Origin of the sequence: Streptomyces sp. NBC_00091, from assembly GCF_026343185.1 — a bacterium.
Taxonomy (GTDB): domain Bacteria; phylum Actinomycetota; class Actinomycetes; order Streptomycetales; family Streptomycetaceae; genus Streptomyces.
On record NZ_JAPEMA010000001.1, the window covers coordinates 5,366,465 to 5,391,972 of the forward strand.

The 25,508-nt window shown below is 73.5% G+C and carries 21 protein-coding genes and 1 pseudogene; 10 read left to right on the forward strand and 12 right to left on the reverse strand.

What is annotated here, in order from left to right; genetic code table 11:
• Positions 1-25 precede the first annotated feature (25 nt).
• The 6 genes from OOK34_RS24810 to OOK34_RS24835 form a co-directional block, all read right to left on the reverse strand.
• On the reverse strand, positions 26-736 hold the full coding sequence (locus tag OOK34_RS24810; RefSeq protein ID WP_267036055.1) for a 1-acyl-sn-glycerol-3-phosphate acyltransferase: 711 nt from the start codon (positions 734-736) through the stop codon (positions 26-28).
• An 86-nt stretch (positions 737-822) separates the two neighbouring features.
• Positions 823-981 carry a hypothetical protein gene (locus OOK34_RS24815; RefSeq protein ID WP_267036056.1) on the reverse strand — a complete coding sequence of 53 codons (159 nt, stop codon included), beginning with the start codon at positions 979-981 and terminating at the stop codon, positions 823-825.
• Positions 982-1,013: 32 nt separating this feature from the next.
• A complete protein-coding gene (locus OOK34_RS24820; RefSeq protein WP_267036057.1) occupies positions 1,014-1,970 on the reverse strand; it encodes a cytochrome c oxidase assembly protein in 957 nt (318 codons plus the stop codon).
• Between the two features lie 91 nt (positions 1,971-2,061).
• On the reverse strand, positions 2,062-3,087 hold the full coding sequence (locus tag OOK34_RS24825) for a 6-phosphofructokinase (protein WP_267036058.1): 1,026 nt from the start codon (positions 3,085-3,087) through the stop codon (positions 2,062-2,064).
• A 208-nt stretch (positions 3,088-3,295) separates the two neighbouring features.
• Positions 3,296-4,024, reverse strand: coding sequence for a type 1 glutamine amidotransferase (locus tag OOK34_RS24830; RefSeq protein WP_079424681.1), 729 nt, complete (start codon positions 4,022-4,024; stop codon positions 3,296-3,298).
• A gap of 27 nt (positions 4,025-4,051) precedes the next feature.
• Positions 4,052-5,290, reverse strand: coding sequence for a MurT ligase domain-containing protein (locus tag OOK34_RS24835; RefSeq protein ID WP_267036059.1), 1,239 nt, complete (start codon positions 5,288-5,290; stop codon positions 4,052-4,054).
• A 122-nt stretch (positions 5,291-5,412) separates the two neighbouring features.
• Between OOK34_RS24835 and def the strand changes: the two genes are divergently transcribed.
• Positions 5,413-5,961 carry a peptide deformylase gene (gene def, locus OOK34_RS24840; protein ID WP_267036060.1) on the forward strand — a complete coding sequence of 183 codons (549 nt, stop codon included), beginning with the start codon at positions 5,413-5,415 and terminating at the stop codon, positions 5,959-5,961.
• Positions 5,962-6,027: 66 nt separating this feature from the next.
• Here the strand turns inward: def and OOK34_RS24845 are convergent, their stop codons facing one another.
• Complete coding sequence (locus tag OOK34_RS24845) at positions 6,028-6,672, reverse strand: TetR family transcriptional regulator (RefSeq protein ID WP_267036061.1); 645 nt, start codon at positions 6,670-6,672, stop codon at positions 6,028-6,030.
• 176 nt (positions 6,673-6,848) lie between these two features.
• On the opposite strand from OOK34_RS24845, the gene OOK34_RS24850 reads away from it, so the two are divergent.
• Positions 6,849-8,078 (forward strand): acyl-CoA dehydrogenase family protein, encoded by a 1,230-nt coding sequence (locus OOK34_RS24850; RefSeq protein WP_267036062.1) that lies wholly within the window; start codon positions 6,849-6,851, stop codon positions 8,076-8,078.
• Between the two features lie 611 nt (positions 8,079-8,689).
• Here the strand turns inward: OOK34_RS24850 and OOK34_RS24855 are convergent.
• Entirely contained in the window at positions 8,690-9,112 is a 423-nt protein-coding gene (locus OOK34_RS24855; RefSeq protein ID WP_267036063.1) for an SRPBCC family protein, read from the reverse strand.
• 155 nt (positions 9,113-9,267) lie between these two features.
• Between OOK34_RS24855 and OOK34_RS24860 the strand changes: the two genes are divergently transcribed.
• Positions 9,268-9,453 carry a DUF5999 family protein gene (locus OOK34_RS24860; protein WP_100661028.1) on the forward strand — a complete coding sequence of 62 codons (186 nt, stop codon included), beginning with the start codon at positions 9,268-9,270 and terminating at the stop codon, positions 9,451-9,453.
• Positions 9,454-9,616: 163 nt separating this feature from the next.
• Here OOK34_RS24860 and OOK34_RS24865 read toward each other — a convergent pair whose 3' ends face one another.
• Positions 9,617-11,728, reverse strand: coding sequence for an NB-ARC domain-containing protein (locus OOK34_RS24865; protein ID WP_267036064.1), 2,112 nt, complete (start codon positions 11,726-11,728; stop codon positions 9,617-9,619).
• A gap of 107 nt (positions 11,729-11,835) precedes the next feature.
• Entirely contained in the window at positions 11,836-12,801 is a 966-nt protein-coding gene (locus OOK34_RS24870; RefSeq protein ID WP_267036065.1) for a fibronectin type III domain-containing protein, read from the reverse strand.
• Between the two features lie 215 nt (positions 12,802-13,016).
• Between OOK34_RS24870 and OOK34_RS24875 the strand changes: the two genes are divergently transcribed.
• The 6 genes from OOK34_RS24875 (at position 13,017) to OOK34_RS24900 (ending at position 19,858) form a co-directional block, all read left to right on the forward strand.
• Positions 13,017-14,603 carry an ABC transporter substrate-binding protein gene (locus OOK34_RS24875; RefSeq protein WP_267036066.1) on the forward strand — a complete coding sequence of 529 codons (1,587 nt, stop codon included), beginning with the start codon at positions 13,017-13,019 and terminating at the stop codon, positions 14,601-14,603.
• Between the two features lie 32 nt (positions 14,604-14,635).
• Positions 14,636-15,601 (forward strand): ABC transporter permease, encoded by a 966-nt coding sequence (locus OOK34_RS24880; protein ID WP_267036896.1) that lies wholly within the window; start codon positions 14,636-14,638, stop codon positions 15,599-15,601.
• A complete protein-coding gene (locus tag OOK34_RS24885) occupies positions 15,594-16,460 on the forward strand; it encodes an ABC transporter permease (protein ID WP_267036067.1) in 867 nt (288 codons plus the stop codon). The genes OOK34_RS24880 and OOK34_RS24885 overlap by 8 nt, the downstream gene beginning before the upstream one ends.
• Positions 16,461-16,624: 164 nt before the next feature.
• Positions 16,625-17,509: an ABC transporter ATP-binding protein gene (locus OOK34_RS24890; protein ID WP_267036897.1), complete on the forward strand. Its 885-nt coding sequence runs from the start codon at positions 16,625-16,627 to the stop codon at positions 17,507-17,509.
• A complete protein-coding gene (locus OOK34_RS24895; RefSeq protein WP_267036068.1) occupies positions 17,502-18,161 on the forward strand; it encodes an ABC transporter ATP-binding protein in 660 nt (219 codons plus the stop codon). Before OOK34_RS24890 ends, OOK34_RS24895 begins: the two co-directional genes overlap by 8 nt.
• Positions 18,162-18,289: 128 nt before the next feature.
• Positions 18,290-19,858, forward strand: coding sequence for a hypothetical protein (locus tag OOK34_RS24900; protein WP_267036069.1), 1,569 nt, complete (start codon positions 18,290-18,292; stop codon positions 19,856-19,858).
• 39 nt (positions 19,859-19,897) lie between these two features.
• On the opposite strand, the pseudogene OOK34_RS24905 reads toward OOK34_RS24900, so the two are convergent.
• A pseudogene (locus OOK34_RS24905) lies at positions 19,898-19,984 on the reverse strand (formate dehydrogenase); the annotation flags it as partial.
• A 95-nt stretch (positions 19,985-20,079) separates the two neighbouring features.
• Between OOK34_RS24905 and OOK34_RS24910 the strand changes: the two are divergent.
• On the forward strand, positions 20,080-20,331 hold the full coding sequence (locus OOK34_RS24910) for a hypothetical protein (protein WP_267036070.1): 252 nt from the start codon (positions 20,080-20,082) through the stop codon (positions 20,329-20,331).
• An 842-nt stretch (positions 20,332-21,173) separates the two neighbouring features.
• Here the strand turns inward: OOK34_RS24910 and OOK34_RS24915 are convergent.
• Positions 21,174-25,499, reverse strand: coding sequence for a trypsin-like peptidase domain-containing protein (locus OOK34_RS24915; protein WP_267036071.1), 4,326 nt, complete (start codon positions 25,497-25,499; stop codon positions 21,174-21,176).
• Positions 25,500-25,508 lie beyond the last annotated feature (9 nt).

A 25,508-nucleotide genomic window follows, 5' to 3' on the forward strand; every position in this document is an offset into this window, starting at 1 on the left:
CCCGGGAAGACGAGCGGGAGAAGGCTCAGCGCGTCATGCGCCGGGCCTTCTTCCGCTTCTCCTCCTCCTCGGCCTTGACCTCGGCGGCGTACCGGTCGACGTACTCCTGGCCGGAGAGGCCCAGGATCGCGTACATGATCTCGTCGGTGACGGCGCGCAGCACGGCCCGCTCGCCCTCCATGCCCGCGTACCGGGAGAACTCCAGCGGCTCCCCGAAGCGGATCGTGACCCGCCGGATCTTCGGGATCTTCTGGCCGGGTGGCTGGATCTCGAAGGTGCCGACCATCGCGCAGGGCACCACCGGCACCCCGGCGCCCAGTGCCATCGCCGCCACCCCGACCTTGCCCTTGTAGAGCCGCCCGTCGTGGGAGCGCGTGCCCTCCGGGTAGATGCCGAGCAGCTCCCCCTTGGCCAGTACCCCGAGCCCCTCGCGCAGGGCCGCCTGCCCGGCGTCCTTCCCGGAGCGGTCCACCGGGATCTGCCCGGCGCTGCGGAAGAAGGCGGCGGTCAGCCGGCCCTTGAGCCCCGGCCCGGTGAAGTACTCGGCCTTGGCGAGGAAGGTGATCCGGCGCCTGAGGATCGCGGGCATCAGGAAGTGGTCGGAGAAGGACAGATGGTTGCCCGCGACGATCGCGGCCCCTTCCGGCGGGATGTTCTCCAGCCCCTCGATGCGCGGCCGGAACAGCAGCCGCAGCAGCGGACCGAGCAGTACGTGCTTGAGCAAGTGGTAGAACACCAGGCCGCTCCCGTCGATGCCCCTATGTCACGGCCATCCTACGGAGGGTCAGGGCGCGGCCGGGAGGGTCGGGCGCCGCGGGAAGCTCAGGCGCTGCGGGAGGCCGCCAGTCCTGCGGTGAGGAGCCCCAGCACCACCCAGCCGAACCACAGCCAGCCGTTGCTGCCGAGCGCCACCGAGTACGTGGAGACGGCCACCAGGGCGGCGAAGGTCGTGACGGCCATCGCCTTAACGGATCCGGTCATGCCCCATGGTGGCGCCTGATGCGGCTCCGGCGCTACTGGCCGCGCCCTTGGAGCGACGCGAGATACGCGTTGTAAGCGGCCAGCTCCTTGTCGCCGTCCCGGTCCGCGGCCCGGTCCGAGCGCTTCGCCGCCCGCTGCTCCGAGTGGTACCACTGGTAGATCAGCGCGATCAGCACCAGCACCGAGGGGATCTCGCTGAACGCCCAGGCGATGCCGCCGCCCCACTGCTGGTCGAGCAGCGGGTCGATCCCGAGGGAGGCCGGCGGGTTCGCGTACGTCTTGATCATCGGCTCGCTGCCCATCATCAGCGCGATGCCGAAGAAGGCGTGGAAGGGCATGCCCGCGAACAGCTCCAGCATCCGCATCACGTAACCGGGACGGTGCGGGCCGGGGTCCACGCCCATGATCGGCCAGAAGAAGATCAGGCCGACGGCGAGGAAGTGGACCATCATGCCGATGTGGCCGGCCCTGCTCTCCATCAGGAAGTCGAAGATCGGGGTGAAGTACAGCGCGTACAGGCTCGCGATGAACATCGGGATGGTGAAGGCCGGGTGGGTGACGATCCGCATGTACCGGCTGTGCAGGAACATCAGCAGCAGCTCGCGCGGGCCCTTGTGGCCGCGGGCCGCCGGCGGCAGCGCCCGCAGGGCCAGCGTCATGGGAGCGCCGAGCAGCAGCAGGATCGGGGTGATCATGCTGATCACCATGTGCTGGACCATGTGCACGCTGAACATGACCATGCCGTAGTCGTTCAGCTTGGTGCACATCACCAGGACCACCGTCAGCACACCGGTGACGAAGGCGATGGTCCGGCCCAGCGGCCAGGAGTCCCCGCGCCCCCGCAGCCGCAGCACGCCCCAGCCGTACAGGGCGAGCCCCAGCAGGGAGCCGAACAGGAAGAAGGCGTCGAAGGAGAACTCCAGCCCGCGCCCGAGAGTGAACGGCGGCAGGTCCATGTTCATGCCCATGCCGTGACCGCTGTGATCCATCTGTTCACTCCCTTGACTGTGGCGCCCCACCACAGTAGTGCCGCCCCCGGACGTGATCGCGTCCGGGGGCGGTCTCAGAAGGGGGGAAACATCACAGAACGGTCTGGGCCTCGTCGTAGCGCTCCGCCGGGACCGTCTTCAGCGTCGAGGTGGCCTCGGCGAGCGGCACCATCACGATGTCCGTGCCGCGCAGGGCCGTCAGCATGCCGAACTCGCCCCGGTGCGCCGCCTCCACCGCGTGCCAGCCGAAGCGGGTGGCGAGGACCCGGTCGTACGCGGTGGGCGTACCGCCGCGCTGGACGTGGCCGAGGATGACCGGACGGGCCTCCTTGCCCAGGCGCCGCTCCAGCTCGACGGCGAGCGTGTTGCCGATGCCGGCGAAGCGCTCGTGGCCGTACTGGTCGGTGCCGCCGACCTGGAAGTCCATCGAGCCGGGCCGGGGCTTGGCGCCCTCGGCGACGACCACGATCGCGAAGCGCTTGCCCGCCGAGAACCGCTCGCCGACGATCGCCGTCAGCTCCTCGATGTCGAAGGGCCGCTCCGGGACGACGATGGCGTGCGCGCCGGCCGCCATGCCCGAGTGCAGGGCGATCCAGCCGGTGTGGCGGCCCATGACCTCCACGACCATCACGCGCTGGTGCGACTCGGCGGTGGTCTTCAGCCGGTCCAGGGCCTCGGTGGCGACGCCCACGGCGGTGTCGAAGCCGAAGGTGACGTCGGTGGAGGCGATGTCGTTGTCGATGGTCTTCGGCACGCCGACGATCGGCAGACCGCCCTGCGCGAGCAGGTTGGCGGCCTTCAGGGTGCCCTCGCCGCCGATCGGGATGATGGCGTCCAGGCCGAGGTCCGCGACGTGCCCGCGGGCCCGCTCCACGCCGTCGCGCAGGTGCGCGGGCTGGACCCGGGAGGAGCCGAGGATCGTGCCGCCCCGGGCCAGGATGCCGGCGACGGAGTCCAGGTCGAGCTTGCGGTAGTCGCACTCCAGCAGGCCGCGCCAGCCGTCGTGGAAGCCGATGACCTCGTCGCCGTGGTCGACGACGGCGCGGTGCACGACGGAGCGGATGACGGCATTGAGGCCGGGGCAGTCGCCGCCGGAAGTGAGCACACCAATGCGCATGGCAGGAAGAACCTTTGCAACGTGGGCCGACGACCGGACCACGTCGTCCGGTTGGAACTACCCGTCACCCTACAAGCGGTTTCCCGGTGGACTGAACCATCCTCCACAGGATGGTCGGAACCAACAGAAGATCGTACGAAGACACGTCGGCCCGGACTCCCCGAGGGGAATCCGGGCCGGATGCCGTGCGCTACGGGCCGGGCAGCCCCTACGCGGGCTGCGTGGCCGCCGCGATGCGCTCCGCGCGCAGCGCCTCGTACCAGCGGTCGTCTATGGCCGGCAGCGCGTTCACGTCGAGGGCAAGCTTCAGCAGCAGGTCCGCGATGAGCGGGTTGCGGGCCATCACGGGGCCGTGCATGTAGGTACCGAAGACGGTGTCGTTGTACGCGCCCTCGGTGCCGTCGCCGGTGCCGTTGCCGCGGCCGAGCCGGGTGCGGGCGAACGGCTTGGCCGTCGGGCCGAGGTGCGTGACGCCCTGGTGGTTCTCGAAGCCCGTCAGCGGGGGCAGGTTCAGGCGCGGGTCGATGTCGGCGAGTACGTCGCCGACGCACCGCTCGCCCTCACCGCGCACGGTCACCACGTCCAGCAGGCCGAGGCCCTCCTGGCGCTGGCCCATGTCGTTGACGAACTCCTTGCCCAGGATCTGGTAGCCGGCGCAGACCGAGAAGACGATCGCCCCGTTCGAGACGGCGCGCTCCAGGCCGCCGTCGCGCAGCAGCCGCTCGGCGGCCAGCCGCTGCGGCCGGTCCTCACCGCCGCCGATCAGGTAGATGTCGCCCGAGGTGGGGATGGGCTGGTCGCTGCGCACGTCCACGCGCTGCACGTCCAGGCCGCGCTGGCGGGCCCGGCGCTCCACGACGAGGGCGTTGCCCTGGTCTCCGTACGTGCTGAGCAGGTCGGGGTAGACCCACACCAGACGCAGGCTGTTGTCGCTCATGCTCTTGGTCCTTCGAAGGTATGGGTACTAGTTGCCGACGCGGCGGCGCACGTCCTGGAAGGCGGTGTAGTTGGCGATCAGCTCGATCTGCCCGGGCGGCGCCATCTGTACGGCCTCGTCGAGGGTCTCGCAGACCCGGAAGTCCAGGCCGGCCACCTCGAGGCGGACCGCGAGGTCCAGCTTGCGGTCGCCGATCACGAAGATCGGGTGACCGGCGAGGCGCGGGTAGTCCACGTCCCACAGCCAGGAAGTGTCGGTGCCGTCGGCGCCGCGGGCGTTCACCGAGAGGATCACCGGCGCCGGGGGCGGGTCGATCAGCGAAAACGTTTCGAGCCAGCCCGCCGGGTTCTTCGCGAGCAGCAGCCGCAGCTCACGGCCCATGAAGTTGACCACGTCGTAGCGGCCGGCGACCGCCTGCACCTGGTACATGCGCTCCAGCGCGACCTGCGGGGGCACGCCGAACACGGCGGCCACGGCGGCCGAGGTGGCGGCGTTGGCCTTGTTCGCGCGGCCGGGCAGCTGGAGGTGGATCGGCCAGGCGCTGCCGTGCGGGTCCAGTACGTGGTCGCCGGAGAGCACCCAGCTCGGGGTCGGGCGGCGGAAGCCGCACTCGCCGCAGAACCAGTCGTCGCCCGGGCGCTGCATGACACCACCGCAGGAGGGGCACGACCAGGCGTCGTCCTTCCACTCCTGCCCGGCGGCCACCCACACGACGTTCTGCGAGGAGGACGCCGACCACACGATCAGCGGGTCGTCGCAGTTCGCGACGATGACCGCCTTGGAGCCCTGGAGCCCCTCCCGCCACTTCTCGGCGAGCATGCGGGTCTCGGCCGCGCGGTCCAGCTGGTCGCGGGAGAGGTTGAGCAGGGCGATCACCTTGGGGGTGACGTCCCGGGCCACGCCGGCCAGGTACTTCTCGTCCACCTCGATGACGCCGTACTTGGCGTCCGAGCCGCCGGCCAGGGCCGAGGTGATGCCCGCCGGCATGTTCGCGCCCAGCGCGTTCGAGACGACCGGACCGCTGGCCCGCAGGGCCTCGGCGATCAGCCGGGTCGTCGTGGTCTTGCCGTTCGTCGCGGAGACGAGGACGACATCGAGATGCTGCGCCAGCGCGCCGAGAAGATCGGGGTCCAGCCTCAGTGCGACCTTGCCGCCGATCACCGATCCGCTTCCGCGTCCCGCGGCCCGCGACACCGCCGCCGCGGCCTTGCCCGCCGTCACGGCCAGCTTGGCCCGCGGCGAAAGCGGCTCTGTGTTGCCTGCCATCGTCCCTTGTCCTCCTTGCGTCGGTCGGCCCCAGCCTATCCAGTACCGGCCGCGGCCTTGACCGCGGCGCCCCAGGTCGCCGCGGATCTCCTCATATATTCGCCCGTCGTACCCTTACGGCCATGCGACAGCGCCCCCTCCCCGGTACCACCGGACTCGTCCGCACCATGAGCCTGCTGGGCGATCCGGTGCTCCACTCGCCCTGCGCCGAGGTCACCGACTTCGGCCCCGCACTCGGCCGGCTCATCGAGGACATGTTCGCCACGATGTACGCCGCCCAGGGCGTGGGCCTCGCCGCGAACCAGATCGGGACCGGGCAGCGGGTCTTCGTCTACGACTGCCCCGACGACGAGGACGTCCGCCACGTGGGCCACGTGGTGAACCCCCGGCTGGTCGAGGCCGACGGGTACGAGCTCCGCGGCCCCGAGGGCTGTCTGTCGCTGCCCGGCCTGGAGGCGGGCACCGTCCGCTTCGACCGGGCGGTCGTCGAGGGGGTCGACTCCGACGGGGAACCCGTGCGCATCGAGGGCACCGGGTTCTTCGCCCGGTGCCTCCAGCACGAGTGCGACCACCTCGACGGCACGGTCTACGCGGACCGGGTGACCGGGCTGCGCGCCCGCCGGCTGCGCCGGGCCATCCGCAAGGCCCCGTGGGGCGGGGTCCAGGCGTAGCGGCTGCCCCGCGCCGCGCCGCCGAAGTGGCGTGCCGCAGGGGCGTGTTCGCCGGTCCGGGTACGGTCAGAAGCCCGGGCCGTCGGCGCGGTTGCCGGCGGTGGCCAGGCGGCCCCAGAGCAGGTCGGTGAGGCCCGCCACCAGCTCGGCCCGCCCGCAGGGGCGCTCGCCGAGCCACCAGTCGCCGGCCGCGTGCATCATGCCGACGATGCCGTGGCCCCAGATCCGGGCGAGCTGTTCGCCACCCGGGCCCAGGTCGACCCGTTCCCCCACCACCTTGGCCAGCTCCTCGCCGAGCCGGCGCAGCAGCGGGGCGGAGTGCAGGCCGACGTCGAAGCCGCGCTCGGTGCTCTGCGAGTCCTCGGCGGGGTGCATCAGGAACCGGTAGACCTGCGGGCGGGCCTCGATGGCGGCCAGGTAGGTGTCCAGGGTGGACTCCACCCGGCGCCGGCGTTCGGCCGGGGCGTCGAGCGCGGCCCGCAGCGAGTCGAGCAGGGCGTCGGTGTGCCGGACGGCGAGCGCCTGGTAGAGGCCCGCCTTGTCGCCGAAGTGCCGGTACAGGATGGGCTTGGTGATGCCCGCCTCCGCCGCGATGGCGTTCATGGAGGCCTTGGGGCCGTCCCTGAGTACGACGCGGTCCGCCGCCTCGAGCAGCTCGCGCCGGCGGCGTTCTGCCGCTCCCGGCTCGCCGGCCTGCTGAGTGGTCTCCATGACGTGTTTCTCTCCCCGCCCTTGCGATGTGCGTGACGCCCACGCAACGTAACACCCCGCACACCCCCGCCACCGAACCGGCGGCGCTTGACAGTGCTTACCGGCCGGTAACAGACTGTGGCCACGGTGAGGGTTACCGGCAGTAACGGCAATGGTGTGAGACAGCTGGAGGGGACATGGCGGAGTTCACCATGGAGCTCAACGACGACCAGAAGCAGGTCCGCGACTGGATCCACGGCTTCGCGGCCGATGTGATCAGGCCCGCGGCGGCGGAATGGGACGAGCGGGAAGAGACTCCGTGGCCCGTCATCCAGGAGGCCGCCAAGATCGGCATCTACTCGCTGGACTTCTACGCCCAGCAGTTCTTCGACCCGACCGGCCTCGGCGTCCCCATGGCCATGGAGGAGCTGTTCTGGGGCGACGCGGGCATCGCGCTGTCGATCGTCGGCACCGGCCTCGCGGCCATCGGGGTCCTCGCCAACGGCACCGAGGAGCAGATCGGCACCTGGATCCCGCAGATGTACGGGACGCCGGACGACGTCAAGGTCGCCGCCTTCTGCTCCTCCGAGCCGGACGCCGGCTCCGACGTCGGCGCCATGCGCACCCGGGCCGTATACGACGAGGCCAAGGACGAGTGGGTGCTCAGCGGCACCAAGACCTGGGCCACCAACGGCGGCATCGCCAACGTCCACATCGTCGTCGCGGTGGTCGACCCGGAACTCGGCACGAAGGGGCACGCCTCCTTCATCGTGCCGCCGGGCACCCCGGGGCTCTCGCAGGGCCAGAAGTTCAAGAAGCACGGCATCCGCGCCTCGCACACCGCCGAGGTGGTCCTGGAGGACTGCCGGATCCCCGGCTCCTGCCTGCTGGGCGGCAAGGAGAAGCTCGACGAGCGCCTCGCGCGGGCCCGTGAGCGGGCGGCCGCGGGCGGCGGCGAGCGGGTCAAGAACGCCGCCATGGCCACCTTCGAGGCCTCCCGGCCGGCCGTCGGGGCGATGGCCGTCGGCACGGCGCGCGCGGCGTACGAGGTCGCCCTGGACTACGCGCGCACCCGCACCCAGTTCGGTCGCCCGATCATCGACAACCAGGGGGTGGCCTTCCAGCTCGCGGACATGCGCACGCAGATCGACGCGGCCCGGCTGCTGGTGTGGCGGGCGTCCTGGATGGCGGTCGCGGGCAAGCCGTTCACCTCGGCGGAGGGCTCCATGTCGAAGCTCTACGCGAGCGAGGTGGCGAAGAAGGTCACCTCCCAGGCGGTCCAGATCCTCGGCGGCAACGGCTTCACCCGGGAGTACCCGGTGGAGCGGATGCACCGGGACAGCGCGATCTACACGATCTTCGAGGGGACCAGCGAGATCCAGCGACTGGTGATCGCGCGCACCATCTCCGGCATGCCGATCCGCTAGCCGCGGCTTTACGTGGCCCGGGGCGCGCCCGCCCCGGGAACCCCGCCGGGCTGCGCCCGGACCCCTCGGGCTGCGCCCGGGACCCCTCGGGCTGCGCCCGGAACCCGCCGGGCTGTGCCCGGGACCCCTCGGGCTGTGCCCGGGACCCCTCGGGCTGTGCCCGGGACCCCTCGGGCTGTGCCCGGGACCCCTCGGGCTGTGCCCGGGACCCCTCGGGCTGTGCCCGGGACCCCTCGGGCTGTGCCCGGGACCCCTCGGGCTGTGCCCGGGACCCCTCGGGCTGCGCCCGGGACCCCTCGGGCTGCGCCCGGGACCCCTCGGGCTGCGCCCGGGACCCCTCGGGCTGCGCCCGGGACCCCTCGGGCTGCGCCCGGGACCCCTCGGGCTGCGCCCGGAACCGTCGGGCTGCGCCCGGGACCCGCGGGGCTGCGCGCCCGGGCCCCCCGGGCTGGTGCCCGGAAGTCGCGTGGGCTGCGCCTGGCCGCGTGGGCTGCGCCCGGACCCCCTGGGCTGGGCCCGGGATCCGCGGTGCTGGGCGCCCGGGACTCCCCGGGCCGGCGCCCGGAAGCCGGGTGGGCTGCGCCCTGGCCGCTTGGGCTGCGGCCGGGCGTTTACTGGCGGAGGAGGCGGGTCAGGGCGTGGGTGAAGAGGTGGCGGCCTGTCCAGGTCACCAGGGGGGTCAGGGCGTGGGGGAGGCGGGGGAGGGTGAGGTCCTCGCGCCAGTGGACCTCCGTGCCGCCGGCGGGGTCGGGGCGGAGCTCGATTTCCGCCCAGCCTGTGACCGCGCCGCCGCGCTTCTCGATCCGGACCAGCCTCGGGGGGTCCCAGAGCACGACCTCCATCGGGTCGTCGCACGTGATCCTGCCCACTCCCGTGCGCGCCGTGAAGCGGGTGCCGACGCGCGTCGGCGGCTCCGTCTCGATGATCGTCCGGGTGAGCGGGACCTGCGCCCCGTGGCGTTCCCAGTCCGTGAGCCGCTCCCACACCTCGGCCGGCGCGAGAGACGTGCGGCGAATGATCCGGATAACGGGCATGAGCGCATGGTAAGCGGGCATACACACCCTGAACTGGACCTCGAATATGGGTTCCGTCCGGGGGCGGCGATCAGTAATACTCACCGCCACCGTGGATCGCGGATTCGACCGGGTGACCACCGGCCCTCCCGCCCCACACTGCGAGGAGGTGCGCCATGTGCTCCCACCAGCCCCCCTGCCCGCCCGCCGACAGCGCCGATCACGAGGCCGCACGCGTCGTGGCCTCCCATCCGGAACAGGGATGGAGTCTGCTCTGCAACGGCGTGGTCGTCTTCGACGACACCGGTGAACTGCTCCCCGAAGGCCGGACGGTGGAACCCCGTCGCCCGGCCCTGGTCTGAGCGAGGAGGCAGCATGCGCCAGCAGCTGATCCGCAAGCCCGTCCCCAAGCCCGCCCCCCGAGACCTGGACCTGCGCACACCGTCGGGCAGACCCCTCCCGTACTGACGGGAGCCCCGACACCCTTACGTGGTCCACCGGCTGCCGCTCAGTCGTGAGACGCAGTCAGCCGGTGGACGACGCCGCGCCGCCCCGGAACGCGGTCTCGTACGCCGCGTCGCCGATGGCGGCCCTGGCCTGGCGCTCGCCCTGGTCCCGCAGGGCCGTCAGCGAGGGGGAGCCCATCTGGGGCCGCCCCACCGTGCGCCACCAGGCGTGCCCGGTGCCGAGCAGCCGCGCGGCCAGTTCCCCGTCGCCGAGGGCCGCCACGGCCGCCGCGAGCAGGTCCAGGCCCAGCGCGATGCCGAAGCGGTCGCCCAGCAGCCGTTTGCCGGACAGGGCCGCCCGTACGTGCCGCGCTGCCTCGCCGTGCTGGCCCAGCCCCAGCGCCGCGATGGCCAGGACGTAGTCCGCGTACGCCCGCAGCCAGCGCTCACCCAGCTCCGCACACGCCTCGCGCAGCCCCCGCGCCTCCTCGGTGGCCTCCTCGAAGCGCCCCAGGTCGCACAGGGCGTACGCGGTGGCCAGCCGGCACAGCAGCCAGCCCGCGCCGCTGCTGCGGCCGCCGTGCCCCGCCCGCGCCCGGGGCCCCGCCAGCGCGAGCGCCCCCGCCGGGTCGCCCGGCATCAGGACCGACGCCGCCCGCAGGTAGGCGGCGCGCAGCCGCCGCTCCGGGTCGGCGAGCAGGGCCGCCGCCCGGGTGCACCGGGCGCCCACCTCCTGGGCCGCCCCCATGTCGCCCTGGAGCAGCATCGTCAGCCCGAGCGCCCACAGCGCCTGGACATGGGCGGCCCCCGTCGGCGGGGCCCCGCCCAGGGCCCGTTCCAGGAAGGCCCGGCCCTCGTGGACGTGCCCGCAGGAGAACCAGAAGAACCACAGGGCCCCGGCCATCTCCAGGGCCGCCGCGGGGTCCGTGCGCAGCAGGTGTTCCAGGGCGGTGCGCAGCTGCGCGTGCTCGGCGCTCATCCTGCGGTACCAGTCCACCTGCGCGGGCCCCAGCCAGCCCCGGTCGGCGGCCCCGCAGAGCGCGGCGTACCAGTGGGCGTGCCGGTCCGCGACGGTCCGCGCCTCGCCCAGTTCCGTCAGCCAGTCGTGGCCGAACTCGCGGATGGTGTCCAGCATCCGGTAGCGGGCGCCGGCCCCGCGCTCGTCGGAGCGCCGTACGACGGACTTGGCGACCAGCCCCTCCAGTACCCGCTCCACCCGCGCGGCGGGCAGCGGCCCGCCGGCGCACACCGCCCGGGCGGCGGCGACGTCGAAGTCCCCGCTGAACACCGACAGCCGGGCCCACAGCAGCCGTTCCACCGGCTCGCAGAGCTCGTGGCTCCAGCCGATCGCGGTCCGCATGGTCTGGTGCCGGGGCGGCAGCACGGCGCGGGCGCCGCGCAGCACCTCGAACCGCGCGCCGAGGCGCTGCGCCATCTGCTCCAGGGTCCACCGGCGCATCCGCGCACCGGCCAGTTCCAGGGCGAGCGGGATGCCATCCAGCCGCCGGCACACCTCGGCGGCGGTCCGGGCCCGCGCGGGGTCGGCGAAGACGGCGGAGGCCTGCGGGCTCGCGGCCAGGGCGCGGGCCCGGAACAGGGCCAGCGCCTCGCTGTCGGGGCCCTCGCAGGGCAGCGGGCGGACTTCGAGCACGGTCTCGCCGGGGGAGCCCAGCCGTTCCCGGGAGGTGACCAGCACCGTCAGGCCGGGCGCGGACTGGAGGAGTTCGCCGGCCAGGTGCCGAACCTCGGGGACCAGGTGCTCGCAGGTGTCGAGGACGAGCAGCAGGGCCTTGTCGGCCATCCAGGCGCACAGTTCCTCGTCGAGGGGGTGCACGGAGTGGTCGGCGAGGCCGACGGCGTGGGCGACGGTCGTGGTGAGCAGTCCGGGGTCGCGCAGCGGTGACAGCTCCACCCACCAGATGCCGTCCGGCCAGATTCCGCCGGCGCCGGTCCGGCCGCGGCGGGCGGCGGCCCGCAGGGCGAGACGGGACTTGCCGACGCCGCCCACCCCGGTCAGGGTGACCAGCCTCCGATCGCCCAACAGGCCGTCGAGGCTGTGGAGTTCGGCCTCCCGGCCGATGAAGCCGGCCGGTTCCGGCGGCAGGTTTCCCGGCATGGCGCCCGAGGCCGGCGCAGGATCCCCGGATGCGGAGTCTGCCTGATTGTGGTTGACCGAGTACTCACCGAACACGGATGTATTGTGCGCGATCTTCTTATCGGGCACGCCGGTTCGGGCCGGATCCGCGGCTGACCGGCTTCGACCCGGTCGGCCGGTCGGCCCGTCGGCCCGTCGGCCGGTCAGCCGGACAGCAGGATCCGCCGCTCCTCCGAGAAGGCCCCCCAGTTGCCGTCGGGCAGCCGCGCCCGCAGCTTCACGGTCCAGACCGTCCCGCCCGGCTCGGTGGTGGTGAGCCGGTAGGAGGCGCGGTCCTGCGGTACGGCGCCGGCGCCGAACTGGATGACGGTGACGGGCCGGTCGTTGACGTAGAGCTGGTACTCGCCCGTCGGGTGGCCGGTGTCCGGGGCGGTCCAGGTCAGGTCCACCGCGCCGGGGGAGGCGGTCGCGGTGAACGCGCCGGGCGCGGTGCGCGGGGCCCGGGCGGGGTCGGCCGGGGTGGTCACCGCCACCGGCGGGCCGTCGGGGGAGGAGTTGTCGGAGCCGTCGCGGGCGCGGACGGTGAAGACGTAGGCGGTGCCCGGCTGGAGCCCGGTGACGGTGGTGGCCGTATCGGCGGCGGAGGCGGTGTGGACGCGGACTCCGCCCTGGTAGACGTCGTACGCCGTCACGCCGGTGTCGTCCGTCGCCGCGCCCCAGCTCAGCCGGGCCGCGTGGGGACCCTCGGCGCGTCCGGTGGTGGCCGGCGGGGCGGTGGGGGCCTGGTGGTCCTCGGCCTTGGCGGCCGGGGTGGTGACCTCGGCCGGGGCGCTGAGGGCGGAGCGGTTCCCGGCCGCGTCCTTGGCCCGGACGGCGAAGGCGTACGCCGTCTGCGGGGCCAGGTCGGTGATGTCCACCATCGTCTTGTCGGCGGGGAGTTCCCGGACCAGCCGGCCGGTCTGGAACACCTGGTAGCCGGTGATCCCGGCGGCGTCGTCCGGCGCCCGCCACATCACGTGGACCGAAGTGGCGCTGCCCGCCTGGGCGGTGAGCCCGCCGGGGGCCCGCGGGGGGTCGGAGTCGCCGCCCGCGCCGCAGGCCGTCAGGGCGGCGGCCAGGGCGAGGGCGAGCGGCGCCCACGCGCGGCGCGGGGGAGTGGTGCCTCGCACGGGGTGCGTCCCTCCGTGTCCTCGTACGGCTGCGCGGAAAGGTCTAGACATGTATGGCACGGCGGGAGGCGGGCCGACAAGACCCCTGCGGCCGACGGGCCCCGGCGGCTCCGGGGTGGACGCCGGTCTGTGCCGGTTCGTCTCATCCGATCCCGTCTGGCATTATTGCGATCTCTTTGCAATAACATATGATCTTGAACAGGGATGTGCACAGCATGACGGCCCGGACAGTACGGGGAGCGGTCGCCGCGGCCCTCGCCGCCGCACTCATCACGGGCCTGGCGGCCTGCTCGAACCCCTCGGGGACCGCCCCCGCGGACTCCGCGGTGGTCGGCATCGCCACCGAGCCGGAGAGCCTCAGCCCGCTGCTGGGCTACGGCAAGGACGGCAACTCCAAGATCTTCGACGGGCTGCTCACCCACGACTCGGACATGAAGCTGAAGCCCGCGCTCGCCGAGGCCCTGCCGGAGGTCTCCGCTGACGGCCGTACGTACACCTACAAGCTGCGCCAGGGCGTGAAGTTCAGCGACGGCGAGCCCTTCTCCGCCGGGGACGTCGAGTTCACCTACCGGACCATCCTCGACCCGAAGACCAACAACGCCTCCAAGACCGAGCTGGACGCCATCGAGAGCGTCACCGCCCAGGGCGCCGACCGGGTCGTCTTCACCCTCAAGTACCCCTACGCCCCCTTCGCCGAGCGGACCGTCCTGCCCATCGCGCCCCGGCACATCGCGGGCGGACAGGACGTCAACAGCGGCGAGTTCACCACCAGGCCCGTCGGCACCGGCCCCTACCTGCTCACCGGCTGGTCCAAGGGCGAGAAGATCACCTTCCGGGCCAACCCCGGCTACTGGGGTGGCGAGCCCGCGGTGAAGAAGTTCACCATGGCCGTCGTCAAGGACGACGACGTCCGCGCCACCCGGCTGCGCGCCGGGGAACTGGACGCGGCCATCCTGCCCCCGAACCTCGCCAGGGGCTTCGGCCAGGACAAGACCCGCCGGATCCTCGCGGCCAAGACCTTCGACTACCGCAACGTGACCCTCCCCACGCACCACGCCGTCACCGGCGACGTGGCGGTCCGCCAGGCGCTGGACATCGCCGTCGACCGGCGGGCGATGGTCGACAAGCTCCTGGACGGCGCCGGCAAGGCCGCCTACGGCCCGGTCCCCACCGACAGCCCCTGGTTCACGGCCGGCACCGAGCGCGCCCACGACCTCGACCGGGCCCGGAAGATCCTCGACGACGCCGGCTGGAAGGCGGGCGAGGACGGCATCCGCGTCAAGGACGGGGTCCGCGCCTCCTTCCCGCTCTGGTACACCTCCGGCGACAAGATCCGCCAGGACCACGCGCTGGCCTTCGCCTCCGACGCGAAGAAGGCCGGCGTCGAGGTCCGTACCGAGGCCGGGACCTGGGAGGTCATCGAGCCCCGGATGAAGACCGACGCCGTCCTCGCCGGCGGCGGCTCCCCGGCCGACCCCGACTTCGACCAGTACCAGCTGCTGACCTCCTCCCTCGGCGGCGACGGCTTCAACAACATGGCCCGCTACGACAACCCGGCCGTCGACCGGGCCCTGGCCGACGGCCGCACCAGCGGCGACCCGGCAGCCCGCAAGGCCGCCTACGACACCGTGCAGCGCGAACTCGTGAAGAACCCGGGCTACGTCTTCCTCACCCACATCGACCACCTCTACGTCGTGAACGACAAGTGGGACGGCCCGAGCACCCAGGTCGAGCCGCACGACCACGGCCTGGGCTCCGGCCCGTGGTGGAACGTCGAGAGCTGGAAGCCGAAGCAGAAGTGACGTTCCACCGCCCCGGCCCGCCCTGGGGGCCGATGGCGCGCATGGCGGGACGCCGGACCCTGTCCGCCGTCCCCGTCCTGCTCGTCGTCACCTTCGGGGTCTTCGCCGTCGCCGCGCTGTCCCCCTTCGACCCCGTGAAGGCGTACGCCGGCACCGCCGGGCTCACCGCCCCGCAGGCCGAACTCGACCAGCTGCGCGCCAACCTCGGCGTGGACCGGCCCTTCCCCGCCCGCTGGTGGGACTGGCTCACCTCCGCGCTCACCGGCGACCTCGGCGACTCCGCCGTCCTGCGCCAGCCCGTCGCCGACGTCATCGCCGGGCGCGTGGGCTGGTCGGCGCTGCTCGCCGGCTGCGCCTTCGCCCTGGCCGTCCTCCTGGGCACCGGACTCGGCGTGCTCGCCGCGCGCCGCCAGGGCGGGGCGCTGGACCGGGCCGTGTCCGGGCTCGCGTACACCCTGGAGGCGGCCCCCGCCTACTGGCTCGGGCTGCTCGCCGTCTGGTTCTTCTCGGTACGGCTGGGCGTACTGCCCTCCGGCGGCCTCACCGACGCGGCCGCGGACACCGTCACCGCCGGCCAGGTCGCCTCCCACCTGGTACTGCCCGCGCTGGTGCTGGGCGTCTCCCAACTGCCCTGGTTCTTCCTCTACGTGCGCCAGGGCGTGGCCGGCGCGCTGGAGGAGGACCCCGTACGAGGAGCCCGCGCGCGGGGCCTGTCCGAGCGGCGGGTCCTGCTGGGGCACGCGCTCCGCTCCGGGATGCTCCCGATGCTCACGCTCATCGGCTCCCGGGTGCCGGAGCTGATCACCGGCGCCCTGCTGGTGGAGACCGTCTTCAGCTGGCCCGGCATCGCCGCCGCCACCGTCACCGCCGCCACCTCGGTGGACTTCCCGCTGCTGGCCGCGCTGACCGTACTGGCCACCGCCGCCGTGCTCGCCGGCAACCTGCTCTCCGACCTGCTGTACGGGCTGGCCGACCCGAGGGTGGGCTTCGATGGCTGACCTCAGCTGGCGCCGGCGCGGCCGGGGCCGCCGCTCCACGCGCGCCCTGCGCGTACGCACCGCGGCCGCCGTCACGGCCCTGATCGCCCTCGCCGTCCTGCTGGTGCCCCCGCTGGCCCAGCTGGACCAGCAGGCCGTCGACCTCTCCGCGAAGCTGCTCCCGCCCTCGTGGGAGCACCCCTTCGGCACCGACGACGTGGGCCGGGACCTGCTGCTGCGCTGCGTCTACGGGCTGCGCGTCTCCCTGCTGGTCGGGCTGGTGGCGGCGTTCGTCGCCACCGTGCTCGGCACCGCGGTGGGGGCGGCCGCCGGGGCACTGGGCGGCTGGACCGACCGGCTCGTGATGCGGGCCGTCGACACCCTGTCCGCCATTCCGCACCTGCTGCTGGGCATCTTCGTCGTGGCCCTGTTCCGGCCCGGGATCTGGCCGGTCGTGGTGTCGGTGGCACTGACCCACTGGCTGTCCACGGCCCGCATCGTGCGCGCCGAGGTGCTCTCGCTGCGCGGCCGCCCGTACGTGGACGCGGCCGTCTCCGGCGGCGCCTCGCGGTGGCGGGTCCTCGTCCGGCACCTGGTTCCGGGAGTGCTCCCGCAGGCCGGGCTGGCGGCGGTGCTGATGGTCCCGCACGCCATGTGGCACGAGTCCGCCCTGTCCTTCCTCGGCCTCGGCCTGCCCGCCCACCAGGCCAGCCTCGGCACCCTCGTGCAGGGCGGCCGCGGTTCGCTGCTCGCCGGCGACTGGTGGCCCACCCTCTTCCCCGGCCTGCTGCTGATCGTCCCGACGCTGGCCATCGCCGGCCTCGCCGGCGCCTGGCGCGACCGGCTCAATCCCCGCCGCCGCTCGGAGCTGAACCTGTGAGCCCGCACCGCACACCGCCCCCACCCGCCCCGGAGCCGGTTCCGCCCCGGCGGGGGGACCGCGAAGCCACCTCCGCCGGTGCCGGTCCCGGTGCCGGTCCGGCAGCCGCAGCCGGCGCGCACGGGCCGGTGCTCACCGTCGAGGGGCTGTCCGTCCGCTTCCGGATGCGGGGCGGGCGGCACGTCGAGGCCGTCTCGGGCGCCTCCTTCCGGCTGCGGGCCGGGGAGTGCCTCGCCCTCGTCGGCGAGAGCGGCTGCGGCAAGTCCGTCCTGGCCTCCGCCCTGCTCGGCCTGCTCCCCGCGAACGCCGAGACCGCGGGCTCGGCCCGCCTCGAAGACGGCCTCGACCTGCTCGCCGCCGACGAGAAAACCCTGGCCCGCACCGTACGGGGGCGGCGCGTCGGCCTGGTCCCGCAGAGCCCCGCCGCCCACCTCACCCCGGTCCGCACCATCCGCTCCCACCTGGAGGAGACCCTCCGGGAACTCACCGCCGCCGCCAACCCCCGCAAGGCGGCCGGAGCCGCGGCGGCCCGGGCCGCCTTCCCCGCGAGCCACCTCGACCGCTACCCCCACCAGCTCTCCGGCGGCCTCGCCCAGCGCGCCGCCACCGCCCTCGCGCTCATCGGGGACGCCCCCCTGCTCCTCGCCGACGAGCCGACCACCGGCCTCGACCGGGACCTCGTCGACCGCACCGTCGACGAACTGCGCGCCCACACCCGCGACGCCGGCCGGGCCCTGCTGATGATCACCCACGACCTGGCCGCGGCCCGGCGCATCGCCGACACCGTCGCCGTCATGTACGCGGGCCGGATCGTGGAACTCACCCCAGCCGACCCCTTCTTCGGCGAACCGGGACCCCGCCACCCCTACGCCCGCGGCCTGCTCGACGCCCTGCCCGAGCGCGCCTTCACCCCCGTCCCCGGAACCCCGCCCGAGCTGGGCGACCTGCCGCCCGGCTGCGCCTTCGCCGCCCGCTGCGCCCTGGCCGACGCCACCTGCCGGGCCGGGCGGCCCCCGCTGACCGAAGGGGTGGCCTGCCACCATGCTTGAGCTCAAGGGCATCACCGCCGGCTACGACCGCCGCGACCCCGTCGTGCGGGACGCGCACCTCGCGCTGCGCCCGGGCGAGGCCCTCGGCCTGCTCGGGCCCAGCGGCTGCGGGAAGTCCACCCTGGCCCGGGTCGCCGCCCTGCTGCACCGGCCCGACCGGGGGACGGTGGCCCTGGACGGCCGCGCGGTGACCGGCTTCCGGCACCGGGCCCCGCGCTCCCTGCGCATCGAAGTCGGCGTCGTCTTCCAGCAGCCCCGTCTCTCCGCGAACCCCCGCCTCAGGCTGTACGACCTCGTCGCGGAACCGCTCCGCGCCACGGGCCGGCGTAAAGAAGCGGAATCCGCCGTCGGCGAGCTGGCCGGCCGGGTCGGCCTGGGCGCGGACCTTCTCGCCCGGCGCCCCCACGAGGTCAGCGACGGCCAGCTGCAGCGCGCCTGCCTGGCCCGGGCCCTGGTGCTGCGGCCGCGCTGGCTGGTCTGCGACGAGATGACCGCGATGCTCGACGCCTCCACCACGGCGGCCCTGGTCGGGGTGGTCGAGGAGTACCGGAGGCAGACCGGAGCCGGGCTGCTCGCGGTCGGCCACGATCCGGTGCTGCTCGGCCGCTGGTGCGACCGTACGGTCCACTGGAGCGACATCGCGGACAGTTGATCAACTGTTGCGCCTTCGTGAATCATCCGGCTCGTCCATGGACTCCTCGGGCAGTGCGATCTAGCGTCTGGCGGCGGCGCGATGTCAGACGCAATGTCAACAACACTGTGGAACAAGGAGGATGACCGATGTTCCGAAGAGCGCTGAACTGCGCTGTGGTCCCAGCCCTCGCCGCCCTGACGGTGATCGGCGGGATCGCCCCGGCCCAGGCCGAGGAGATCCCCAAGGCGCCCGGCCACCGCCTGGTCAGCCACTACGAGGGCAGCCCCGCGGCCCCCGCCCCGCTGCCGGGCGAGGCCCCGCCGCAGCACCCCTTCCTCGCGCCCAACGGCCGCAGCGGCATGCACTCGGACGCGGCGGGCAGCGCCACCTCGCCATGGTCCGGCCCGCTGGGCAGGAACCCGCAGGTCACCAGCGAGAAGATCGCGGCCCTGGGCGGCGAGTGCGCCACCGCCACCTTCGACTCCGGCGGCCGCCTCGTCACCGTCTGCGGCACCTTCTCCGGCTTCAAGGTCAAGCTCCTGGAGCCCCGTACGCTCGCCACGCTCGCGGAGTACCAGCTCCCGCAGCGTTCTTCGACGGTCGAGGCGATCACCTCGCTCGACTTCGCGAAGATCTTCAAGGACACCTCGGGCGGTGCCTACTTCTACCTGGACAACCAGGACCGGGCCGTGCTGGCCGACTCCCGCCAGCACATCCTGCGCCTGGCGCACTCCCAGAATCCGGACGGCAGCTGGAAGTTCACGGTCGACAACGACTGGGACCTCACCGGCCAGGTCCCGCACGACTGCGTCAGCTGGACCAACCTGTGGCCCAGCGGCACCTGCGACCCCGTCACCTCCGTCATGCCCGACTGGGACGGCCGCATCTGGTGGGTCACCCGCCAGGGCCGCGTCGGCACCGTGGACCCGGCCACCTCGCAGATCCGCTCCGTCCGGCTGGAGGGCGAGGAGATCCAGAACTCCTTCTCGGTCGCCGAGGACGGTGTCTCCATCGTCACCGACCACGCCCTCTACAGCTTCCGCACCCGCGCCGACGGCACCCCCGAAGCGCAGTGGCGCCAGACGTACGACCGCGGAACGGGAACCAAGCCCGGCTCCGTGAACCAGGGTTCGGGCACCACCCCGGACCTCTTCGGCAACGGCTACGTCGCCATCACCGACAACGCCGACGACCGGATGAACGTCCTGGTCTACAAGCGGGGCCGGGACGTCCCCGCCGACCAGCGGCTGGTCTGCAAGGTGCCCGTCTTCGGATCCCGCGCCTCGACCACCGACAACTCCCTGATCACCTGGGGCAACAGCATCGTCGTCGAGAACAACTACGGCTACGAGAACCCGACCTCGCTGCTCCTGGGCAAGTCGGTCGTCGGCGGCGTCAGCCGCATCGACGTCCGCGCCGACGGCAGCGGCTGCGACACGGTGTGGGAGAGCGCGATCCGCGCTCCCTCCGTGGTCCCCAAGCTCTCCACCGCGAACGGGCTGCTCTACTTCTACGAGAAGGAGCCCAACTCCTGGGGCATCGACGCCTGGTACCTCACCGCGGTGGACTTCCGCACCGGTGAGCGCCGCTGGCGGCAGCTGACCGGCACCGGCCCGCTGTACGACAACAACTGGGCGCCGATCACCCTCGGCCCCGACGGCACGGCGTACGTCGGCGTGTTCAACGGCATCGTCGCGGTCCGCGACGGCGGCTGACCCCGCGGCCGGGCCCCCGCCGCAGCTCCGGGCGGGGGCTCAGCCCCCGGGCCGCCACAGCGGGTGCTCGCGCTCGGCCCACCACCTGGCGACGGAACCGGTGCGCAGCCCCCGGCGGGCGGGGGGAGGCCGCACAGGGCGTCGAGGCTGTACGCCGCCGGGCGCTCGACCAGCCCGTCGACGGTGAGCCGGTAGTCGGCTGCGACGACGATGAGGCCCGCGTGATGGGCCATGCCGCGCAGGCGTTCGCGGAAGCGCGTGGTGGGCAGTCCGGCGACGGTGCGCCGGAAGGTCTTGCCGCGTTTGCCGCGTCCCATGGTTTCCCGGCCGGTGGCGCGGGCGTCTTCGAAACCGAGGTTCTCGATCGCCAGGCCAGCGCAGCCGTGGAGTTTTGCGAGGCGGATGAGTTCGCTGATTTCCTGCCGGAGGCGTCCATCGCGCTGGGATGCGGGGCCGGTGAGGTCGGTGGGTAGGGTGACTGGTTCACCTACGGGGTTGCCGTGTGGGTCCACGACGCAGGCGGCGAGGTGGCCGGCGTTGAGGTCGACGGCCGGCAGCCGGGCACCGGTGGCGGCCAGCTCAACCGGGGTGGGCAGCATGGTCTTTGCGGTGGACCAGGAGGCGTCGAGATACCAGCGGCCCCGCACGGGGTCACACACGATGTCGTAACGGACGGCCCGGTTGGCGGTAACCCGGTCTAGCCATTCGTCCCGGCGGTGGTGGAAGGTGACGGCGCAGGCGAGCCGGTAGCGGCCACGCGGTGCGTTCGCGAGATGTCGCAGCGGTTCGGGCAGGACGATCGTGACCGTGCCGTCGGCCGGGTCCACGCTGATCGTGTAGTTGCGTCCGCTTACGCTCCGCCCGCCGATTCTCCTTGACCGCCACCCTGCCGATACGGGCGCGCTCCGCCAGATCGATACGGGCGTGATGACCGAGGTGCTCACCCAGGAGCGTCAGGACCTTCGCATCCGCCGAACCCAGGCGCAGCCGGTCACGGATGCGTGCACCGGCCGGGGCCGCAATCGTGAACGGGGCAGCCAGGCTGCGCAGATCGAGCCTCTTCCTCCGTGCACCGCGCGCCACCAGCCGCCTCCTTCCCACTCGCCACAGCGGACATACCGACGCCCACAGGCAACCAGTCCAGCAAGAACACAAGCCCTGCAACGCCATATCCGTTCACCCAAACGAGGTACCCGGCGGCCAGCAATGACCTGCAACCAAATCAACAGCTGTCGACCCGCCGATTCGACCACCGGCCCCGCCCGGGCGCCAGGGCGGACGGCCGCCCGTCAGGATTCCGTCACATCCGCGGCGGTCAGGGGGCCGGCTGCGTGCAGGCGTCGGAGCGGCCGCCCGGGGGCAGCAGCTCGCGCTCCACCAAGGTCAGGGGGCGGGCTGCCAGATCACAGGCCCGCTTGCGCCAGGTCTCCGGGTTCAGGGGCAGCACCTCCACCGCCGATCCCTCCGACCAGGCGAGCTTCGTACCGTCCGCCGACCAGTCGCCCGTCGCCCCGTACCCGGGGGTGAAGTGGTAGAGCTCCGTGCCGCGTTCGGCGTCCCAGAAGGTGAAGGAGTTCACCGTGGCGATCGTGCTCAGCCTGGTCGGGGTGGGGAAGCCGTTCAGCCACTGGACGCCCTGGTAGGCCAGCGTCCGCCACTTGTGCCGGTCCACGTCCCGGATCCGGAGGACCCCGTCGGTGGTGACCACGGCCAGCAGCTTGCCGGTCTGGTCGAAGGCCATGTGCCGGGGCGTGCCCTTCTCGGAGTCGAAGTTGTCCACCGCCTTGCCCGACGTGAAGTCCCAGATCTCGATGCTGTCCCCCCTCGAGCGGACCGCCGCCTGTTTGTGACCGGGGCGGACCGCCCCGAAGAGGACGGCGGCCGTGGTCGACACCTCGACCGGTTCCTGGACCGACGGCCGGTAGGTGTACCCCGCCTGTATGCCGGACGTGAGATCCCAGCGGGACACGTAGGAGACCGCCGAGACCACGGCGTGGTCGTTTCCGTCGAACCAGACGTTGACCCAGGCCGGGGTACGGCCCGTGCGGGCATCGGCGCGCGCCGGATCGATCCCGGGGGGAGCGGGCAGGCCGAGCCGGCGGACCTCGGCGAGTCCGGGGCCGCCGCCGTCCGGCTTCAGGTCCCACACCAGCACCCCGAGGCCGTCCGTGGTGACGGTCAGCAGCCGTTTGCCGTCCGGGCTGAACGACGGGTAGAGCCGGGCGAGCGGGGCCGAGGGGCGTACCGCCGCGAGCTGGCGGCGCGTCTTCAGGTCCCACAGGCGCAGGGCCCCGCCGTCCGCGTCGATACTGGCGATCCGGCCGTGGTCCACGTCCACGGTCCGGACCAGGCTCGTGAGCATGGCACTGTCGAAGCCGGTCGGCGCGGGCACCCGGGCGACGACGACCGTGCCCCCCGCGGTGACCGCCACCTTCATCGCGTCGGGCGGACCGGCGAGGCTCACGGCCGGCAGCGCCTGGGAGCCCGCGACGAACTCGTCCTGCTGCGCGGGGGCGGGCAGGTCGAGGGTGGCGGGCAGGCCCTCCTGGAGGTCCAGGACCAGGAACCGGTACCGGCCCAGGCTCGCCCCGAACCGCTGCGCGGGGTTGAGCAGGAACCGGCCGGTGCTGTCGAGCCGGGGCAGGTACAGCGGGCAGACCAGGCTCAGCTGACTCGTGCTGTACTGCTTCTTCACCTTGGGCTGCCCGTTCAGGTCCCAGGCCTGGAGGATCCCGTCGTCCGTGCACCGGACGAGGGTGGAGCCGTCCGCGCTGACTGTGGCCGGGCCGGTCTCCTGGGTGCCCCAGGGCTGCTCGTCGAGGCGCCCGTCGGACAGCTGCCAGCGGACCAGCCTGCCCTTCGCCCCGGCGGCGGAGCCCTCGGGGACGATCCGGCCGATCACGGTGTCGGCGTTCGGCCCGAACCAGGCCTGTGAGACGGTCCAGCTCGCGGGTGGTGCGAGGGTCCCGCCGACCCGGGTCCCGTCGGCGGCCTCCCACACCGAGACCCCTTCGCCGGGGATGGCTGCCAGCACCCGCCGCCCCGGGGCGTCGAAGCGGAGGTCGGTGGGCGGCCGGGCGTTCTCCTTGGCCTGCTCGACACCGCGCAGGTTCACCGTCCGCCAGGTGCCGTCGGCCGCGTGGACGCCCGCGGTGAGGACGCCGAGGGGATCGGATGCGGCGACGGTGCGGCCGTCGGACGAGGCCGTGACCAGGCGGATGTTACTGCGGAACTGGGTGATGCGGGGCGGTCCCGAGCCCAGGTCGGCTCTCTGCACCTCGCCGGAGTGCAGACCGATGGTGACCCGGTTGCCGTCCTCGCTGAGCACCGCGTCCCGGACCTCGCCCTTGCCCTTGCCCTCGTACACGATCTGCTCGACGTGCCGCATGCGGACGTACTGCTCGAACAGGGCCGTCTGCGCCTCGGGGCTCGGGGCCGTGCGGTAGGCGGCGCCGGCCATCAGCGCCGAGGTGGCGAGCGAGACGTCGTCCAGCCGGCCCGCCAGATCCGCGATCTGGGGGGACGCGGCCTTGCGCAGGTCCTCGTCGAGCCGGCCGTTGGCCCCGTAGAGCTGCCAGGAGGCGACGACGGCGATGACCAGCAGGACGCTCAGGAGGGAGATGCCCGCCTGCTTGATCGTCCTGGTCCGCCGGGCCTGCGCCGCTTCCTCGGTGCGCCGGGCCAGGCCGGCTGCCAGGAACTCCCGCTCCCGGGGGGAGAGTTCGTCACCCCGGGTCTGGGTCTGCCCGACGGCGGCGTCGAGCGGTGCGCCCGTGAGCAGCTGGTCCCGGGCCTGCCCCAGCTCGTGCCAGCGGTCGAGGTCCCGCCGGAAGCCGGCCCGCCAGGTGAGGAACTCCCGGTTCTCCGCCACCTGGCGGGCCAGGGTGGGCCAGGCTCCGATCAGCGCCTCGTGGGCCAGTTCGACGGTCTGGCCGTGCTCCGGGTCCCCGCCGACGACGAGGATCCGCCGCTCGGCGAGCAGCCCGGCGATCCGCCACCGCTCCTCCCCGGCATCGGCCCGGCTCAGCACCGCGCGCAGCGGGGCCTCGCTGCCCGGCAGGACCCGGACCAGGGCCGTGAGTAGGCGCAGGGCCTCGTCCTGGTCGGCCTCCTCGACGCAGGCCCGCCAGGCGGCCTCCGCGTGCCGGCCCAGGGCGCCCCGGACCCCGCCGATCTCCTCGTAGGAGGTGAACCTGAGGCGGCCCACGGCCCGTTCGTCCCACAGGCGCGCCAGCACGAAGCCCAGCAGGGGCAGGGCGCCGGGCTCGGCGCCGGCGTCGTCGAGCATCCGGGCGACCAGCCCGGGGTCGTACGACACGGCGGGGATCCGGGCCAGCGGCCGCAGGATCACCTCGGACATCTGGGCCCGGGTCATGGGCGGCAGCGGCCGTACGGCGGCCCGGTCCAGGGCGGGCCCGAGGACGGGGTGCGACAGGGCCGCCTCGAGGAAGTCGGCCCGGAGGGTCAGGAGCACCCGCAGCCCGGCGGGGTACGGCTCGGGGAACAGCAGCCCGGCGGTGTCGTCGTCGCCGTGCCGGTGGTCCGCGAGCAGCGCCTCGGCCTGGTCGAGTACGACGAGCAGCCGGCCCGCCCGGGCGCCGAGGGCCGACCGGGCGGTGGCGGTCAGGCCGTGCAGGGTCAGGGACTCCTCCAGCGCCCGCGGCTGCGCCGGCCCGCCGCCCGGGCCGGGGTGCGCCAGCCGGGCCAGCTCCGCCGCGAGCGCGGTGCGCACCGGCAGCCCCTCGGCGGCCCGCACCACCAGCACCTCGTACCCCCGGGCGCGCAGCCGGGGCACCACCCCGGCCAGGGCCAGCGAGGACTTCCCGCAGCCGGAGGGGCCGACGAGGGCCACGCAGGGCCGCGGGCCGGTGTCCAGGAGGCCGGTGATGTCCTCGGTCTCCGCGTCCCGGCCGAAGTACACCTCCGCGTCGGCCTCCTGGAAGGTGACGAGGCCGCGGAAGGGGGAGGGCGGGCTGAGGAGGGGACCGAGCGCGGGGACCTCCGCGACCAGGGTCCGGGTGGGGATCACGAAGCTCTGCCGGTTCCCGGAGAGCTGGGCGGCCACCACCATGCCGACGACGGCGCCGGCCTGCTCGTCCCAGACGGGGCTGCCGCTGAAGCCCTTGTCCACGGGGACGCCCTGCTGGTCGGCGCCGGACAGCTGCACCCAGTTCTCTGCGGTCCAGCCGCGCAGCCGGCCCACGTGCCAGACACCGCCGGGGAAGGCCGCGGGGAACCCGGCGACCCGCACGGGGTGGTCCCACACGCTCGTCGGCGAGGCCATGGCCAGGGCGGCCGCGCCCGGGACCGGGGTGCGCAGCCGCAGTACGGCGATGTCCCCGGTGCCGTCCGGCCGTAGCGGCACCCAGTGCTCGACCTCGGCTTCGGCCCGGCCGGCGACGCCGGACAGGGGCCGGTCCAGGGCCAGGACGCCCTGCGGCGCCGCGACCTGGGTACGCGGCACCCCCAGCGCGTCCGCGACGACGTGCGCGCAGGTCACCGCCAGGCCGGGGGTCACCAGGAAGCCGACGCCGACGCCGACGCCGCCCACGCCGGCGACCGGCCCGGCCGGGCCCGCGACCCGGACGATGGCCGAGCCCAGTACGGCGTCCGCGTGCGCGGACCCTCCCGCCGTGGTCATTGCCCGCCG

Bases quoted from the DNA above. Each gene is read 5' to 3' on its own strand.
- OOK34_RS24815 (WP_267036056.1), bottom strand. From the start codon at position 981: ATGACCGGATCCGTTAAGGCGATGGCCGTCACGACCTTCGCCGCCCTG.
- OOK34_RS24820 (WP_267036057.1), bottom strand. From the start codon at position 1,970: ATGGATCACAGCGGTCACGGCATGGGCATGAACATGGACCTGCCGCCG.
- OOK34_RS24825 (WP_267036058.1), bottom strand. From the start codon at position 3,087: ATGCGCATTGGTGTGCTCACTTCCGGCGGCGACTGCCCCGGCCTCAAT.
- OOK34_RS24830 (WP_079424681.1), bottom strand. From the start codon at position 4,024: ATGAGCGACAACAGCCTGCGTCTGGTGTGGGTCTACCCCGACCTGCTC.
- OOK34_RS24835 (WP_267036059.1), bottom strand. From the start codon at position 5,290: ATGGCAGGCAACACAGAGCCGCTTTCGCCGCGGGCCAAGCTGGCCGTG.
- def (WP_267036060.1), top strand. From the start codon at position 5,413: ATGCGACAGCGCCCCCTCCCCGGTACCACCGGACTCGTCCGCACCATG.
- OOK34_RS24845 (WP_267036061.1), bottom strand. From the start codon at position 6,672: ATGGAGACCACTCAGCAGGCCGGCGAGCCGGGAGCGGCAGAACGCCGC.
- OOK34_RS24850 (WP_267036062.1), top strand. From the start codon at position 6,849: ATGGCGGAGTTCACCATGGAGCTCAACGACGACCAGAAGCAGGTCCGC.
- OOK34_RS24855 (WP_267036063.1), bottom strand. From the start codon at position 9,112: ATGCCCGTTATCCGGATCATTCGCCGCACGTCTCTCGCGCCGGCCGAG.
- OOK34_RS24860 (WP_100661028.1), top strand. From the start codon at position 9,268: ATGTGCTCCCACCAGCCCCCCTGCCCGCCCGCCGACAGCGCCGATCAC.
- OOK34_RS24875 (WP_267036066.1), top strand. From the start codon at position 13,017: ATGACGGCCCGGACAGTACGGGGAGCGGTCGCCGCGGCCCTCGCCGCC.
- OOK34_RS24880 (WP_267036896.1), top strand. From the start codon at position 14,636: ATGGCGCGCATGGCGGGACGCCGGACCCTGTCCGCCGTCCCCGTCCTG.
- OOK34_RS24885 (WP_267036067.1), top strand. From the start codon at position 15,594: ATGGCTGACCTCAGCTGGCGCCGGCGCGGCCGGGGCCGCCGCTCCACG.
- OOK34_RS24890 (WP_267036897.1), top strand. From the start codon at position 16,625: ATGCGGGGCGGGCGGCACGTCGAGGCCGTCTCGGGCGCCTCCTTCCGG.
- OOK34_RS24895 (WP_267036068.1), top strand. From the start codon at position 17,502: ATGCTTGAGCTCAAGGGCATCACCGCCGGCTACGACCGCCGCGACCCC.
- OOK34_RS24900 (WP_267036069.1), top strand. From the start codon at position 18,290: ATGTTCCGAAGAGCGCTGAACTGCGCTGTGGTCCCAGCCCTCGCCGCC.
- OOK34_RS24915 (WP_267036071.1), bottom strand. From the start codon at position 25,499: ATGACCACGGCGGGAGGGTCCGCGCACGCGGACGCCGTACTGGGCTCG.